The following is a 14,294-nucleotide window of genomic DNA, read 5'->3' as shown; positions in this document are numbered from 1 at the left end:
TTGACTGGTTTATCGAAGGATTAAAGCTCTTCACCATTGCTGGCAATCACTTTTTTATACCAGTCAAAACTTTGTTTACGTGAACGCGCCATGGTGCCGGTGCCGTCATCATTTTTATCCACGTAGATAAAACCGTAACGTTTGCTATATTCACCGGTTGTGAATGATACACAATCGATACAACCCCACGGGGTGTAGCCCATCAGGTCTACGCCATCTTCAAACACTGCTTTTTTCATCTGCTCAATATGGGCTTTAAGATACGCAATGCGGTAATCATCATGAACCATGCCGTCATCAGCCACTTTGTCGATAGCACCAAAACCATTTTCAACAATAAATAGCGGCTTCTGGTAACGCTCATACAATACGCTCAGTGAATAACGCAAGCCGACGGGATCAATCTGCCATCCCCAATCTGATGCTTTAACATGTGGATTAGGCACACTGCCCTCAAAGCCAGAAAGGGAGTTGCCGCTGCCGGGATTAACCGCAGAAACCGCGTTACTCATGTAATAGCTTAAGCCCATGTAATCGGCGCAGCCCTCACGTAGAGTATCAAGGTCGCCCTCTTCCATCTTGATAGTGAAACCGCGGCGCTCCCATTCATTCAGAATATATGAAGGGTAGTAACCACGCATGTGGACGTCACCGAATAGATAACGCTCACGCATAGCCTCCACCGAATACATCATGTCATCTGGATGGCAGGAGAATGGATAGAGCGGCACCATTGCAACCATACACCCGATTTTGAACTCCGGATTAATGGCATGGCCCAATTTGACGACTTTGGCACTGGCGACAAACTGATGATGCAGAACCTGGTACATCGTTTCTTCAGGATTTTCTTGCTCGGTAAACACCACGCCAGAGCAGCAATAACCAAATAACGGATATTTCCAGTTACGCTGATTATTGATCTCGTTGAATGTCATCCAATATTTGACTTTGCTTTTGTAGCGCTCCATGACCACTTCACTGAATTTCACGAAAAAGTCGACCACTTTCCGATTTTTCCAGCCACCGTACTCTTTCACCAAGTGCCAGGGCATTTCAAAATGAGATAGTGTAATAACCGGTTCGATACCGTATTTCAGCAGCTCATCAAACATATCATCGTAAAATTGCAAACCCGCTTCATTCGGTTGCAACTCATCACCTTTCGGAAAAATACGCGTCCAGGCAATGGAAGTACGGAAGCATTTAAAGCCCATCTCGGCAAACAGCGCGATGTCTTCTTTATAATGACCATAAAAATCAACCGCTTCATGGTTTGGATAGCGATAACCCTCTTGCACGCCATCAGTCATAACTCGATCAACACCGTGAGCGCCACCGGACAATACATCGGCAATGCTTACACCTTTGCCGCCTTTATCCCAGCCGCCCTCAACCTGATGTGCCGCAACTGCGCCGCCCCATAAAAAATCTTTCGGTAATTGTTTGTGGCTCATAACTCTCTCCCTCTTAATACTGTGGGCAATTGTTCACCCTGAAAATGAAAATCAATGGCGGATAATTAACCCGCCCGAACATTAAATATTCTAGCCTTGATTCATTTGTGCCTGAGCAATAGGTGCTTCAGATGCTTTAGCACTGCCTGGTTGTTCCACATTCTCTGCTTCATCGGTAAACCCAACCAACCAGGTGAAAACCGCACCTAACACGAAAGCGACGGTAATAGACAGCAGGAATCCCAAAAACTGTGCCATATGCCCTTCTTTAAAGAAGACCGGCAATACCGCGATACCCGGCAGACAGTAACTCCATGACACCGCATTAAAAGACCCTGCGATAGCCCCACCGATCCCCCCTGCGGCGCAACTGCATAAGAAAGGTTTCTTCAATCGTAATGCTACGCCGTAAATAGCAGGCTCGGTAATACCGAACAAAGCGGTAATCCCCGCAGACAATGAAATTCCTTTCATTTCACGGTTACGCGTTTTCAAGTAAACACCAAACATGGTTCCGGCCATGGCAAAGACTGCGGAGGCTTGCAAGCCGGTAAAGGTGTCATAACCCAATGTCGCATAGTTCCCTACAGTGACCGGGGTGATACCCCAATGAACACCCAATGTGACCAGTGGCTGCCAGAATGCACCAACCATAAACCCTGCTATCGCTGGGCTGAGATTATAAAGTGTATTGTAAACGCCACCAATTGCCCCGCCGATCAAGTTACCCACCGGGCCAAATACCAGCAAGGTTAAGGGCACCATAATGGCAATACAGAACATCGGGGTAAACAGGTTACGCACCACCATTGGCAATACTTTTTCAAAGAAGCGCTGCACGTAAGACATGGCCCAAACCATCAAAATGATCGGGATAACCGAGGCGGTATAGCTCAGGTATTGCACGGGAATACCGAAGAAATCCAAGGTGGGTGAAGATAACGGAATACCAGCAATAGTATCCAAAATGTGGGCAACCTGCGGATTATTCAGCGCTTCATGCATCAATTGCTGAATGGCAGGATCTGCGGAATTCACCGTGACAATTTTATTAGCCGTCAGCATGTTCATATAATCAGGACTGATCAAGGCACAAGCAGTAATAACGGCGGTAAAAGGGTTAACATTGAATTTTTTGGCCGCAGTAAAGGCCACCATCACCGGTAAGAAGGTAAATCCGGTCCAGGAGACAAAATTTAAAATCCGATAAGTGCCGCTGGCGGCATCCATCCAGCCAATCGCTGCCAGAAAAGAAATAATCCCTTGTAAAATACCGCAGGCGGCCAGCGGATAAAGGAAAGGTGCAAAAATACTGGAGATGATATCCATCAACCGGCTAACGATACCGACTTTAGGTGCTGCAACCGGTGCACTTTCATCGATATTAATCAGGTTCGTGACATGCTTATAGGCATCGCCGACGTGGTTACCGATAACCACTTGCATTTGCCCACCCGCTTCAATAACGGTAATAACGCCTTTAACACGATTTAGTTTCTCTTTATCGACAGCTTTATTATCTTTCAATATAAAACGTAAACGTGTTGCACAATGTGTGACGGTAATCACATTATTATCACCACCAATATACTTAATAATTTCCTGGGCGGTTAATGCGTAATCAATTGCCATTATTAATCTCCTGTCACGAATGCTGAGTATAAGATAAACAGAGTGTTATCGGATTATTATTAATATTTTTTCGATTGAGACTGGAGTTTAGCAAAAAGAAAGATGAAGTCACGATATAACAAAAATCGTGAATTGGAATATGTCACATGTAAAAAACACCCTGTTTTATTGGGTGTTTTTATTAACTAATTGAGGGAGTTTTTTGCCGATAGTTTCAATAATATATAAAACTGGAATCTGGGTAGTAATATTATATTGCCCCTCTAATATAATAGGCGGCATATGATAAGAGATATTTAAATCCGCCATCTTAGCTAAAGTCGAATTATCACTATTGGTCAAGCTAATAATCTTGCAGTTTTGCAAGCTAAACTGGTTGGCGATACGGATGATTTCTTCCGTCTCACCGGAAACCGAGAGGATAATTGCAATCGCATCCTGATACATATCACTATTGATTGGATAATAAGGATCATCAATATAGGTACTGTATTTCCCTACATTAGAAAAGAAACGCGCACTGTATTTCCCTAATGCACCTGACGTTCCTATTCCAACAAAAATAATTCTACGTGTAGCCGCAATTTGTGCGGCAGCATTATCAAGAAGTTCGTCAAACTCACTATTATTAATACTTTTAAAGTAGCTAATTATTTCACTAATGCCAAAACTGACGGGCGGTTTTTCATCATGTTCTAAATAAAGTTTAAAACGCACACGGAATTCAGAATAACCATCACAATTCATTTTTTTACAAAAACGCAAAACGGTGGTGGTCGAAACACCCGCGGCATCTGCCAACTCCCTGATGGTCATATACATCACTTTATCAGTATTTTTTATGATGTAGTTATAGACTATCAATTCCAGTTCGTTCAGCGATGATATTTCTTGATAGGTAAACATACTGGTACCTGAAACGATGCAATGGTGTGAGGTGGATAAATTTAGCATGAAATGCGGTTGTTTAACATTAAAATATACTGTATATTTGTACAGCACATTTACTAAGGAAAGAAGTACTGAGGAAAGAAATCATGCGAGTAGAATTAATTTATGACAAACGGAATGTCGCCGGCCTAACTAACGCCGCCGAATTGATTAAAGCAGAGCTAACCAAACGAGTGCATCGGGTGTTTCCAGGTGCAGAAGTGAGGGTTAAACCGATGCAAGCCAATGGCATTAATACTGATGCAACTAAACAAGAAAAATCAGTGTTAAACCGCTTGGTTGAAGAAATGTTTGATGAAGCTGATGAATGGCTGGTTTATGAGTCTTAATCACAATTATGCCGGGTCACCGGCTTAATTGTGGGAAAGGCCAATGCACAGGATAAACATTACTTACGCAAACTCTCGTCCACAGATTGATGCTGATTTTGCAGTTTAAATGTCTCTATTTTTTTCAACTTTATTTGAATTTTTACTACTAAGTTAAGATTAAACAGATAACCAAGCTTTTGTTTTTATTAAATATCAAGTTCAACAAAATACGCCTTCCTTGTCATTGTTACATAAAAAAGCATTAACAATAGCGCACTAATTACAGTTTATTACTGTGACCCAGCTCAAGTTTATCTCAGCCAAGCCGTTACTTGAATTACGCCTTCCCCTTTATTTAGGACGCTCTATGCTTGATTCCATTCGTTCACGTATCTTGGCTGCCTGTATCATCATTGTGGCGGGCTCCCTTGCCATTAACACTTACTTTAACTACTCCGTTGCCAACAAATATAACAGTAGCGCAATCGATAACACCTTGAAGGCGGTCACCGCCAGTCATGGGGTTGGAATTGCCGACTGGGTAGCGATGAAAACACAAATGATCGTGTCTCTTAAAGAGAGCGCACTGACAGCGGACCCTATTGCAGCCTTACGCCAGGTCGCTGCCGCAGGCAACTTCATTAACGTTTATATTGGTTACGCAAATAAGACGGCTGTTTTTTCTAATCCTGATGGTATTCCTGCGGGTTATGATCCCACCGGCCGCCCCTGGTATCTACAAGCAGTGAAAGCGGGTAGCCCGGTGGTGACTCCCCCTTACATTGACGCCGGGACTAATCAGTTAGTTGTGACTTTTGCATTGCCTATTATTCAAGATGGCAGTGTGAAAGGCGTATTAGCAGCCGATGTCACCATGGATAGCGTGATTGCGAACGTGAAATCCATCCATCCAACGGATGATAGCTTTGGGATGTTAATTGATGCGGATGGCACCATTATCGCACACCCCGATTCACAGTTAACCCTAAAGCCGTTGAGTGAGATAGCGCCAACATTGGATCTTAAAACACTGCTGACTGCAACCTCCCCTACCGCCGCAGAGATCGGTGGCAGCACTAAGTTGTTGCTCGCGCAAGCGGTACCCGGTACTCAGTGGTTTGCCGTGGTCGCCCTGGATAAAGCCCATGCCACTGCGGGTATGCATTCATTGTTAACAACATCTTTAGTGACCCTGATTGTCATTATCTTAATTGCTGTAGTCATTATTAGCCTGATTACGCAACGCGCGCTGACACCACTGACACATGTACACAAAGCCATGGATGCCATCAGTTCAGGTACCGAAGACTTAACTCAGCGCTTACCGGTCGAAGGTCGTGATGAAGTGGCTAAGATAGCCCTTTCATTCAATAATTTTGCCGACAAGCTCAGTGGCGTTATGGCGCAAATTCGCAATACCAGCGAGTCTGTCAGCATTGCCGCCAATGAAATTGCTGCGGGTAATCAGGATTTGTCGGGCCGAACAGAATCAGCCGCCGCCAGTTTGCAACAAACCTCGGCGGCATTAGAACAAATCTCCGCAACCGTGGCACAGTCTGCCAGTGCGGCAAGACAAGCCAATACCGCGGTGCTTTCTGCGGCTAATGATGCTTCTCGTGGTGGCGAGGTTATCGCTAAAGTGATGACTACCATGGAATCTATTGAGGCTGCTTCGGGCAAAATCGGCGATATCACCAGTGTTATCGATGGTATTGCTTTCCAGACCAATATTCTGGCCCTGAACGCAGCGGTAGAAGCAGCTCGTGCGGGTGAGCAAGGGCGTGGGTTTGCGGTAGTCGCAGGGGAAGTTCGCACCTTAGCCCAACGCAGTGCGCAAGCAGCGAAAGAGATAAAAACACTGATTGACTCGACGGTTAGCAGTGTCGCCTCTGGCTCAGATCAGGTGCGCCAGGCAAGTAATACCATGACTGAAATTGTGAGCAGCGTATCTGATGTCACGACAATAATGTCAGAAATCACTAACGCCGCAGATGAACAAATGCGCGGTATTCATGAGATCAACAGTGCGGTGACGCAATTAGATACTATGGTGCAACAAAATGCCGCATTAGTGCAGGAATCGACCGCAGCCTCTGCAGCATTACAAGCTCAGGCGGCTGATTTGACCAGTGCCGTGAACCAATTCAAAATCTAGTACGCGCGTTCAATCGCATATGTTTTCGTTGGTTTCAGCGGGTGACCTTTAACCCGCTGAAACACGCCGCTATTCAAGTAATATTCGCGCACCAATTTTAAGCGGTGCAAAATTATCTCCCGCAACGCCGGCCTCGGTTAATGCGAGCTTCAATTGTTGTGGCGGCTCATCCAGTGATTCATCAGCCAACTCAAACACTCCCCAGTGAATAGGCACCGTCGTAGGCTGCTGTAATTGCTTAAATAACTGCACCGACTGCTGCGGGTCCATATGCTGCGCATTCATAAACCAGCGCGGAGCATAAGCACCAATCGGTAAAGCGGCATAGTTAAATGGCCCCAATCTTTCACCAATGCTCAGCAATTGCGGGCAATACCCCGTATCGCCGGTGAAGTAGAAATTAATCGCATCGCGTTTAACCACCCAGCCTGACCACAAACTTTGGTTGCGATCCCAGGGTGTGCGCATGCTCCAATGGCGTGCGGGCACACAATGAAACTCAAATTCAGCCGCGAGGTGGGTGTCCCACCAATCCAATTCGTGAACATGGCGAGCACCGTGATGCAGGAACCAATTTTTCAGCCCTAGCGGAGCCAAAAAGGTCACGTCGGGGAAACGACGCAATAACTGGGAGATAGTTGTGACATCCAGATGGTCATAATGATTATGGGAAATCACCACCACATCAATATGTGGTAAGGCCTTTACGCTGGCCGGAACCGGTGTTCTGCGGGCTGGCCCGTAAAAATTGAGAGGTGAAGCCCGATGGGAAAGCACCGGATCAAACAGCACAGTTTTGCCGCTAACGCGCAATAATAACGAAGCATGTCCCAGCCACCATAATGCATCTTGCTGGCCGCTGAAATCTGCCCGTTGCCACCAGTCCGCAACAAACTGCTCATACCCCTGTTGTGGAGGCTTAGGCAATGCCAGGCGCTTTCGTTCCTCGCGCCAGCGTTTCAAATCTTGTGGATGGTGGACGACTGGCTCCAAATTTTGAAAGCCAAACTCGGTGTGATGTGGCTTACTGGCATCATAATAAGGGTTTTTCTTCGCCATTTTACCTCCTTCACTGCCAGCCACTGTTGCAGCCAGAAATATTCATGGGCCATGCCCGTAACCGCCCCCACATGCCCAATATTGATATCTGAGCGCAGCGAGCCACAAATCTTAATGCTGATGATGATATTTCAGGCGACTGATTAAAATCTTGCCACACCTATCACGGTCATGATTGCCGTAAGCGTGCATTATCACTCATTCGTATTCTTATGGATATTTTGTTTTTTTACCGAATATTCCCACTCACCACTAATTTGATTCATATCAACTTTTACTGTAATACGCGCCGTTTCAGGCCACAAAACCCTTTTTCGTGATCAATCACTCATTTTTAAAAACGCCGTACCTTTATAAAGAAAACGATTATCCATTATTAATGAAACATTGTTTTAATTTGAGGTGGCGGTAAAAATGAGTAAAGCGATAACAACAAGACACACACTAGCGTATGGGAGCGCTAACTTACTGGGGAGTGGGGCGCTGGCAATCAGCGGTGCCTGGTTGATGTATTTCTACACCACCTTTTGCGGCCTTTCTGTCGTCGAAGCAGCCACTATCTTTTCAATCGCCAGTATTCTCGATGCAATCAGCAACCCGGTAATGGGTTATATCACTGATAACTTTTACAATACGCGACTTGGCCGCCTGTTTGGCCGCCGTCGCTTCTTTATCTTGCTGGGGATTCCACTGGTATTGGTCTATCCGATGCTTTGGATGAGCGGGTTTGGTTTCTGGTATTACCTGCTAACCTACGCATTGTTTGAGCTGATTTACACCTCCATCATGGTGCCTTATGAAACACTGGCTACCGAGATGACAACCGACTTCGCCAAACGCTCGAAACTGACCGGTTCTAAAGCCATTTTCGGCAAAGTCGCCAACTTCCTGGCGGCCTTTATTCCCGGCCAGTTTATTGCTATTTATGGCAAAGATTCGGCAACACCTTTCCTCTATACCGGTATCGCTTACGGTTTGATTATGTGCTGCGCCATGATTTGGCTTTACAGTTCATCCTGGGAGCGCCCGGCCAGCGAAGTGGTCAGGGAAACCACCAGCAGTTTAGGTCAGGCGTTGAAAAAGCTTTGCATTGATATGGCATCGACTTTCCATCTGCGTATTTTCCGCAAACATCTGGGTATGTATCTGTTCGGCTTTGGTGCTGAATGGTTGTTCGCATCTGCATTCACCTACTTTATTATTTTTGGCTTAGGTCAGGATGCCGCGCTGGTTTCTCAGCTCAATAGTTTCAGTTCAATCATGCAATTGATTTCTACCGCTATCTTTATCGGTATTTGCGTCAAAATGGGCTTTGCACGCCCGTTCCGTATCGCTCTGCAAGTGGTGATTGTGAGTGTGATTGCCTATGCGGCGCTCTACTTCACGGGCTGGTCGCAGACCACCACCGTGATTGTGTTGTTCTGCATCACTGCTGTTTTCGGTTTAAGCACCGGCGGTATCTACTACATTCCCTGGACGGTTTATACCTTCCTGGCCGATGTGGACGAAGTGCTGACTGGCCGCCGCCGTGAAGGGATCTATGCGGGAGCCATGACATTTGCCGGTAAGATGGTGCGTTCGATTATCGTCTTCGCTATGGGCTGGACATTAAGCCGCTTTGGCTTTGTTTCCGGGCAATCGAGCCAACCGGAAGTAGCGGTGCAAGCCATTGTTGGTGTCTTTGCCATCGGCGTTGTCTCACTGGCGCTGGTTGCTATTTATTACACCACACAGATGAAGCTGGACCGCAAGAATCACAAGATCCTGCTGGAAGAGATTGATCGGATTAAAAGTGGCGGTGCGATGGCCGATATTCCGGCTCATGCCAGAGCAGTGGCGGAAGAACTCACTGGCTGGAAGTATGAGCAGTGCTGGGGGAACAACCCTCTTGGCATGAAAGAATCATCGAATGTGATACCTAAGCCGGTTACTGAAAGCTAACGGAATAAGATTGTCACCCCAAACCGCAGCGGCTTTAATCTGCTGCGGTTTGATTTTCTCCCCCCCTCCTAGCACCGTTTTTCCACAGTGTAAATTATTCGTTTACCCGAAAAATTCAGCAGGTTTTATACCAATATCCGATTACTATAAGCTCACGAACTCTTATTTTTCTTTTTGCACATGGACAAAAGATTGCTGAAACATTTCTCCCCTCCGCTACTGGCCGCAGCTCTGTTCGCCATGCCATTACACAGCTATGCCAACACCGAGCTTTTGACATCACAAGTTGTTGATCAATATGCCGAACATATCTTCTATAACAGCGGGGCCATGGGGATGGCGCTGGTGGTTATTGATAACAATCAGGTGGTCAACCGCAGTTTTGGCGAAACCAAACCCGGTAACAATCTGCGCCCACGGCCTGACTCATTGATCCGCATTGCCTCTATTACCAAGCTGATGACCAGTGAAGTGATGGTCAAACTGGCCGAGGACGGCACGGTAAAACTGACTGATCCTTTGCAGAAATGGGCACCTAAGGGTGCCAGAGTCCCAGCTTATAATGCTAAACAGCCGATTACTCTGCTCAATCTGTCCAGCCATACCAGCGGCCTGCCGCGCGAACAGCCCGGTGGTCCACAAAAAAGGCCGGTGTTTACCTGGCCGACCAAAGATAACCGCTGGCAATGGCTGAAACTGGCTAAGGTCACTGTGCCACCCGGCGTAAAAGCGGCTTATTCAAATTTAGCTTACGATTTGCTGGCCGATGCGCTCTCACGCGCTTCCGGCAAGCCTTATACCAGTCTGCTGCGCGATAAAATCACCGCACCGCTGGGCATGCGTAACACCACCCTCACCCCAACCGCTGAACAATGTAGCCGTTTGATGGTCGGCGTGGGTAGCAGTCGCTGTGAAAACACTATTGCGGCGGCGGGCAGCGGTGGAGTTTATTCAACACCAGAAGATATGCAGCGCTGGATGCAGCAATTCCTGGCTTCCAATAACAACGCGCGCAAAAGTACCGCTAAACGCGAGCAAACGCTCTATTTCCAACGTCGTGATTTGGTTTCATTAAAAGGTATGGATGTTGCTGGCCAAGCCGCTGCACTGGGGCTAGGTTGGGTCTACATGGCACCTAATGCCGAACTACCGGGTATCATGCAAAAAACGGGTGGTGGTGGCGGGTTTATTACTTATATGGCGATGATCCCGGAGAAGAATATTGGGGTTTTCGTGGTGGTCACCCGCACGCAACTGACTAAGTTCACCAATATGAGTGATGGCGTGAATCGGTTGGTCGCTCAGTTAGCCAAGAATAGTTGATTCAATCAGCGGCAGTGACAAATCCTGCCGCCATGCAAATTTGTCGGAAAGCAAAAAGCCCGTTATCTTATGCAGATAACGGGCTTTTAATTGGTGCCGGCACCAAGAGTCGAACTCGGGACCTACTGATTACAAGTCAGTTGCTCTACCAACTGAGCTATGCCGGCGTAATTTGGCGGAAGGATAGAGATTCGAACTCTAGGACCTGTTACAGTCGACGGTTTTCAAGACCGTTGCCTTAAACCACTCGGCCATCCTTCCAATGAGCGGGATTATCATCTATAGCGTGATGATATGTCTAGTGTTTCATTCAAAAAAAATTAGAATTTAGTTCGTTTGGTTAAACTTCATGCCAAAACTGGTCAAAAAAAGTCAAAGCGGTTAAAAATACGCCCGCGTTAGGCGATGATGCCCAAAACCAAAATCCCCAATAAAATTGACCACCAGCAAACAGCAGGCACAAAAAAACGCGGCCAAATGACCGCGTTTTGTCAGAACCGACCCTGTTATCAGGATTAGAACTGGTACACCAAACCAACTGCTACGATATCATCAGTGTTGATACCGGCATTTTTGGTGAAATCATTTTCATCCAACAAGTTGATTTTGTAATCAACATAAGTGGACATGTTTTTGTTGAAGTAGTAAGTTGCACCGACATCAACATATTTCACCAGATCCTGGTCGCTGTAGCCATTGCCAAGGTCTTTACCTTTAGATTGCAGGTAAGCAATGGATGGACGCAGACCGAAATCAAACTGGTACTGAGCCACTAACTCAATGTTTTGCGCTTTATTAGCGAAGCCTGAATCAGTGTTATTCTTGAAGTTACCGAAGCGAGTCAGGTTGTAAGTCTGGGCATAAGTTGCAGCCAGATAAACATTGTTCGCATCGTATTTCAAACCGCCAGAATAGGCATCAGCACGATCACCATGACCAAATGCCAGGTTATTTTGCTCATCGGTACGTTTAGAACTGCTCATTGCAGCAGCGGCACTCACACCCCAGCCCAGATCATAAGAGACGGACATACCATAACCGTCGCCATTCTGGCCTTGCACATCACGGCCATTGTTGGTTTCAGTAGGGCTGCCATTTTTACCCTGATATTGCAGCGCAAAGTTCAGGCCATCCACCAGACCAAAGAAGTTGGTGTTACGGTAAGTCGCCAAACCGTTAGCACGTTGCGACATGAAGTTGTCTGCACCGTAAGTATCACCACCGAACTCTGGCAGTACGTCAGTCCAAGAAGTTACGTCGTACAGCACGCCGTAGTTACGACCGTAATCGAAAGAACCGTAATCAGCAAATTTCAAACCAGCAAAACCAATACGGGTAAAGTTGTTTTGATCCTGATCTTCAGCTTTATTTAAATTGGCCTGATATTCCCACTGGCCGTAACCGGTCAGTTGATCACTGATTTGTGTTTCACCTTTCAGGCCAAAACGCATGTAAGACTGGTCGCCGTCTTTGCTCTTGTCGTCAGAAAAATAATGCAGACCATCGACTTTGCCGTACAAGTCCAGTTTGTTGCCGTCTTTATTGTAAATTTCAGCCGCGCCTGCGCTACCGGCAACTAATAAAGCGGGAACCAGCAGGGAAAGAACTCGAAGTTTCATCGTTATTATCCTCTAATTATTAGATCTAACTATGCCACTGCTCTTACGAGCATATAATCCCAATGGGGTTACGCTATTGTGGTAATAAGATTCAGATTAATCTATACAGAAAATGCTACGAAGTCTCGGATAATGTTTCATAACTCCAAAAAGCATTTCAAAATGTAAATATCACAGAACTTTCACAGAATTTAAAAACACGCAAAATATAGCACTCATAATCAAGACTAATTAATTATCAATACAAAACAACAAGTTAACCAACAATCAAAACAGCACAAATTGACAAGTGACATTCGTCAATCAGGAACTATAATAATCCCGCTATCATCATTATTTTACTATTTCCTTCATTGTGGCCCTTGCGGCCAGATAATTCGTTAGTGTTACGGCCGGTCTTTGACCGGCTTTTTTATTGCCTGCAATATATATAATTAAGTATATTTACAATGGCGGGTATATTTACAAAATTAAATGATAGCCGAACGATATAGTTCCATATTTTAATTTAAGCACGAATAGCTTAGATTGTTAAGAGTAATAAATAGTCAAATAGCATAACTATTACCCGACTATTTATTGGTTTTATTTGATATTTTTATTCAGATAAAGACCCTATTTGACCCGCCCCCGGTACAAATAGGGGGTAAATAATGCGTTGATAATATTAACGCTCTCTCAGTGATTCCTTCACTTTATTCAACGGCTTGATCAGATAATCCAAAACTGTTTTTTGCCCGGTTTTAATTTCTACACTGGCAACCATGCCCGGTAATATTGGGAATAATTTGCCAGCCTTATTAGTCAGATCAGCCCGATTAGTACGAACATAAATCCGATAGTAAAACTGGTCTCGCTTAACCTCATCTTGCAATGTATCCGGTGACACGGTTTCCACGACTCCGGTCAGATTGCCGTAGATGGATGAATCATAAGCGGTTATTTTGACTGTCGCCGGCAATCCTGGCCGGATGTAAGCAATATCGCGTGGGTTGATACGCGTTTCGATCAGCAGTTGCTCTTCGATGGGGACGATTTCCATCAGTTTGCCACCGGGTTGTAACACGCCGCCAACTGTTGAAACCTGAATATCTTTGACGATCCCACGCACCGGTGAAATAAGCGTGGTTCGCGTAAGTTGGTCTTGCTTACCGGAAACCACCTGCAACTGTGCGTCTAAATCCGCATTATTCTTGACCTGTTCTTCTCTGGCCCTGACGGCATACTGATTGCGCGCTTCATCAATTTTACCGCGCAAGTCACTTATCTGGCGCTGTAACCGAATCACCTCCACCTGACTGGCCGCCCCTTTAGCCACCAGCGGCTCAGTCATCCGCAACTCTTGCTGCACCAGTTTCAGGGATTGCTGTAAATTGCTCACGGTTTCATTGAGGTTCTGCCGCCGTGAAAGATAGAATTGCGTTTCCCGTGCCACTAGTTCCGGCTCTTTTAAGGTATCGGCACTGAAAGCCAATGCGGCCCCCGTTAGCTCGGCCCGCAGGCGCTCCGATGACGCGCGCAAGGTCCGCACGCGAGCGGCAGCCTCACCATAATTAGATTGAAAACGGGTCGGATCGAGGCGCGCCAGAATTTGGCCTTTATGAATGATGGCCCCTTCATGCACCAACAACTCATTGATAATGCCGCCATCCAGGCTTTCTATTAACTGCGCGCGGCTGGATGGGGTGACTTTCCCGGTGCCCACCGTGACCTCATCGAGAACAGCGAAATAAGCCCAAATGAACATCACAATCATCCCAACCAACATCAGCCAAACAATGGCTGACATGCGCCGCTCCTGATGCGCCCTCTCTTGTTGCAGGCTCAGACTGCTCATGGCTCACTC

The 14,294-nt window shown here is 46.2% G+C and carries 10 protein-coding genes and 2 tRNA genes; 4 read left to right on the top strand and 8 right to left on the bottom strand.

Features of this window, described 5'->3' with window-relative positions:
* Window positions 1-20: 20 nt before the first annotated feature.
* The 3 genes from HU019_RS06450 to HU019_RS06440 all read right to left on the bottom strand — a co-directional run bounded on the left by HU019_RS06450 (window position 21) and on the right by HU019_RS06440 (window position 3,995).
* Window positions 21-1,457: a 6-phospho-beta-glucosidase gene (locus HU019_RS06450; protein WP_077173862.1), complete on the bottom strand. Its 1,437-nt coding sequence runs from the start codon at window positions 1,455-1,457 to the stop codon at window positions 21-23.
* 90 nt (window positions 1,458-1,547) lie between these two features.
* Window positions 1,548-3,089: a PTS transporter subunit EIIC gene (locus HU019_RS06445; RefSeq protein WP_174846987.1), complete on the bottom strand. Its 1,542-nt coding sequence runs from the start codon at window positions 3,087-3,089 to the stop codon at window positions 1,548-1,550.
* 165 nt (window positions 3,090-3,254) lie between these two features.
* Window positions 3,255-3,995 (bottom strand): MurR/RpiR family transcriptional regulator, encoded by a 741-nt coding sequence (locus HU019_RS06440; protein ID WP_174846986.1) that lies wholly within the window; start codon window positions 3,993-3,995, stop codon window positions 3,255-3,257.
* 131 nt (window positions 3,996-4,126) lie between these two features.
* Here HU019_RS06440 and HU019_RS06435 point away from each other — a divergent pair, with 131 nt between their 5' ends.
* A complete protein-coding gene (locus tag HU019_RS06435; RefSeq protein ID WP_174846985.1) occupies window positions 4,127-4,369 on the top strand; it encodes a DinI family protein in 243 nt (80 codons plus the stop codon).
* Window positions 4,370-4,718: 349 nt separating this feature from the next.
* Window positions 4,719-6,506, top strand: a complete 1,788-nt coding sequence (locus HU019_RS06430) for a methyl-accepting chemotaxis protein (RefSeq protein WP_174846984.1) — start codon at window positions 4,719-4,721, stop codon at window positions 6,504-6,506.
* Between the two features lie 69 nt (window positions 6,507-6,575).
* Here the strand turns inward: HU019_RS06430 and HU019_RS06425 are convergent, their stop codons facing one another.
* Window positions 6,576-7,565, bottom strand: a complete 990-nt coding sequence (locus HU019_RS06425; RefSeq protein WP_174846983.1) for an MBL fold metallo-hydrolase — start codon at window positions 7,563-7,565, stop codon at window positions 6,576-6,578.
* Window positions 7,566-7,979: 414 nt separating this feature from the next.
* Between HU019_RS06425 and HU019_RS06420 the strand changes: the two genes are divergently transcribed.
* Both HU019_RS06420 and ampH read left to right on the top strand, forming a co-directional pair.
* A complete protein-coding gene (locus tag HU019_RS06420) occupies window positions 7,980-9,506 on the top strand; it encodes an MFS transporter (RefSeq protein WP_050077963.1) in 1,527 nt (508 codons plus the stop codon).
* A 180-nt stretch (window positions 9,507-9,686) separates the two neighbouring features.
* Window positions 9,687-10,829 carry a D-alanyl-D-alanine-carboxypeptidase/endopeptidase AmpH gene (gene ampH / locus HU019_RS06415; RefSeq protein ID WP_174846982.1) on the top strand — a complete coding sequence of 381 codons (1,143 nt, stop codon included), beginning with the start codon at window positions 9,687-9,689 and terminating at the stop codon, window positions 10,827-10,829.
* Between the two features lie 91 nt (window positions 10,830-10,920).
* On the opposite strand, the gene HU019_RS06410 is transcribed toward ampH, so the two are convergent.
* From HU019_RS06410 to HU019_RS06395, 4 genes are all read right to left on the bottom strand, one after another.
* A tRNA-Thr gene (locus tag HU019_RS06410) sits at window positions 10,921-10,996 on the bottom strand.
* A gap of 6 nt (window positions 10,997-11,002) precedes the next feature.
* Window positions 11,003-11,090 (bottom strand) — tRNA-Ser (locus tag HU019_RS06405).
* 254 nt (window positions 11,091-11,344) lie between these two features.
* Window positions 11,345-12,448, bottom strand: a complete 1,104-nt coding sequence (locus HU019_RS06400) for a porin OmpC (protein WP_174846981.1) — start codon at window positions 12,446-12,448, stop codon at window positions 11,345-11,347.
* Window positions 12,449-13,115: 667 nt separating this feature from the next.
* Window positions 13,116-14,285, bottom strand: a complete 1,170-nt coding sequence (locus tag HU019_RS06395) for an HlyD family efflux transporter periplasmic adaptor subunit (protein ID WP_174846980.1) — start codon at window positions 14,283-14,285, stop codon at window positions 13,116-13,118.
* Between the last annotated feature and the right edge of the window lie 9 nt (window positions 14,286-14,294).

The sequence above is a fragment of the Yersinia artesiana genome (assembly GCF_902726545.1).
In the GTDB taxonomy this organism is placed as follows: Bacteria; Pseudomonadota; Gammaproteobacteria; order Enterobacterales; family Enterobacteriaceae; genus Yersinia; species Yersinia artesiana.
Note: the sequence above shows the minus strand (reverse complement) of the source record. Positions and strands in the feature narration are given on the sequence as shown.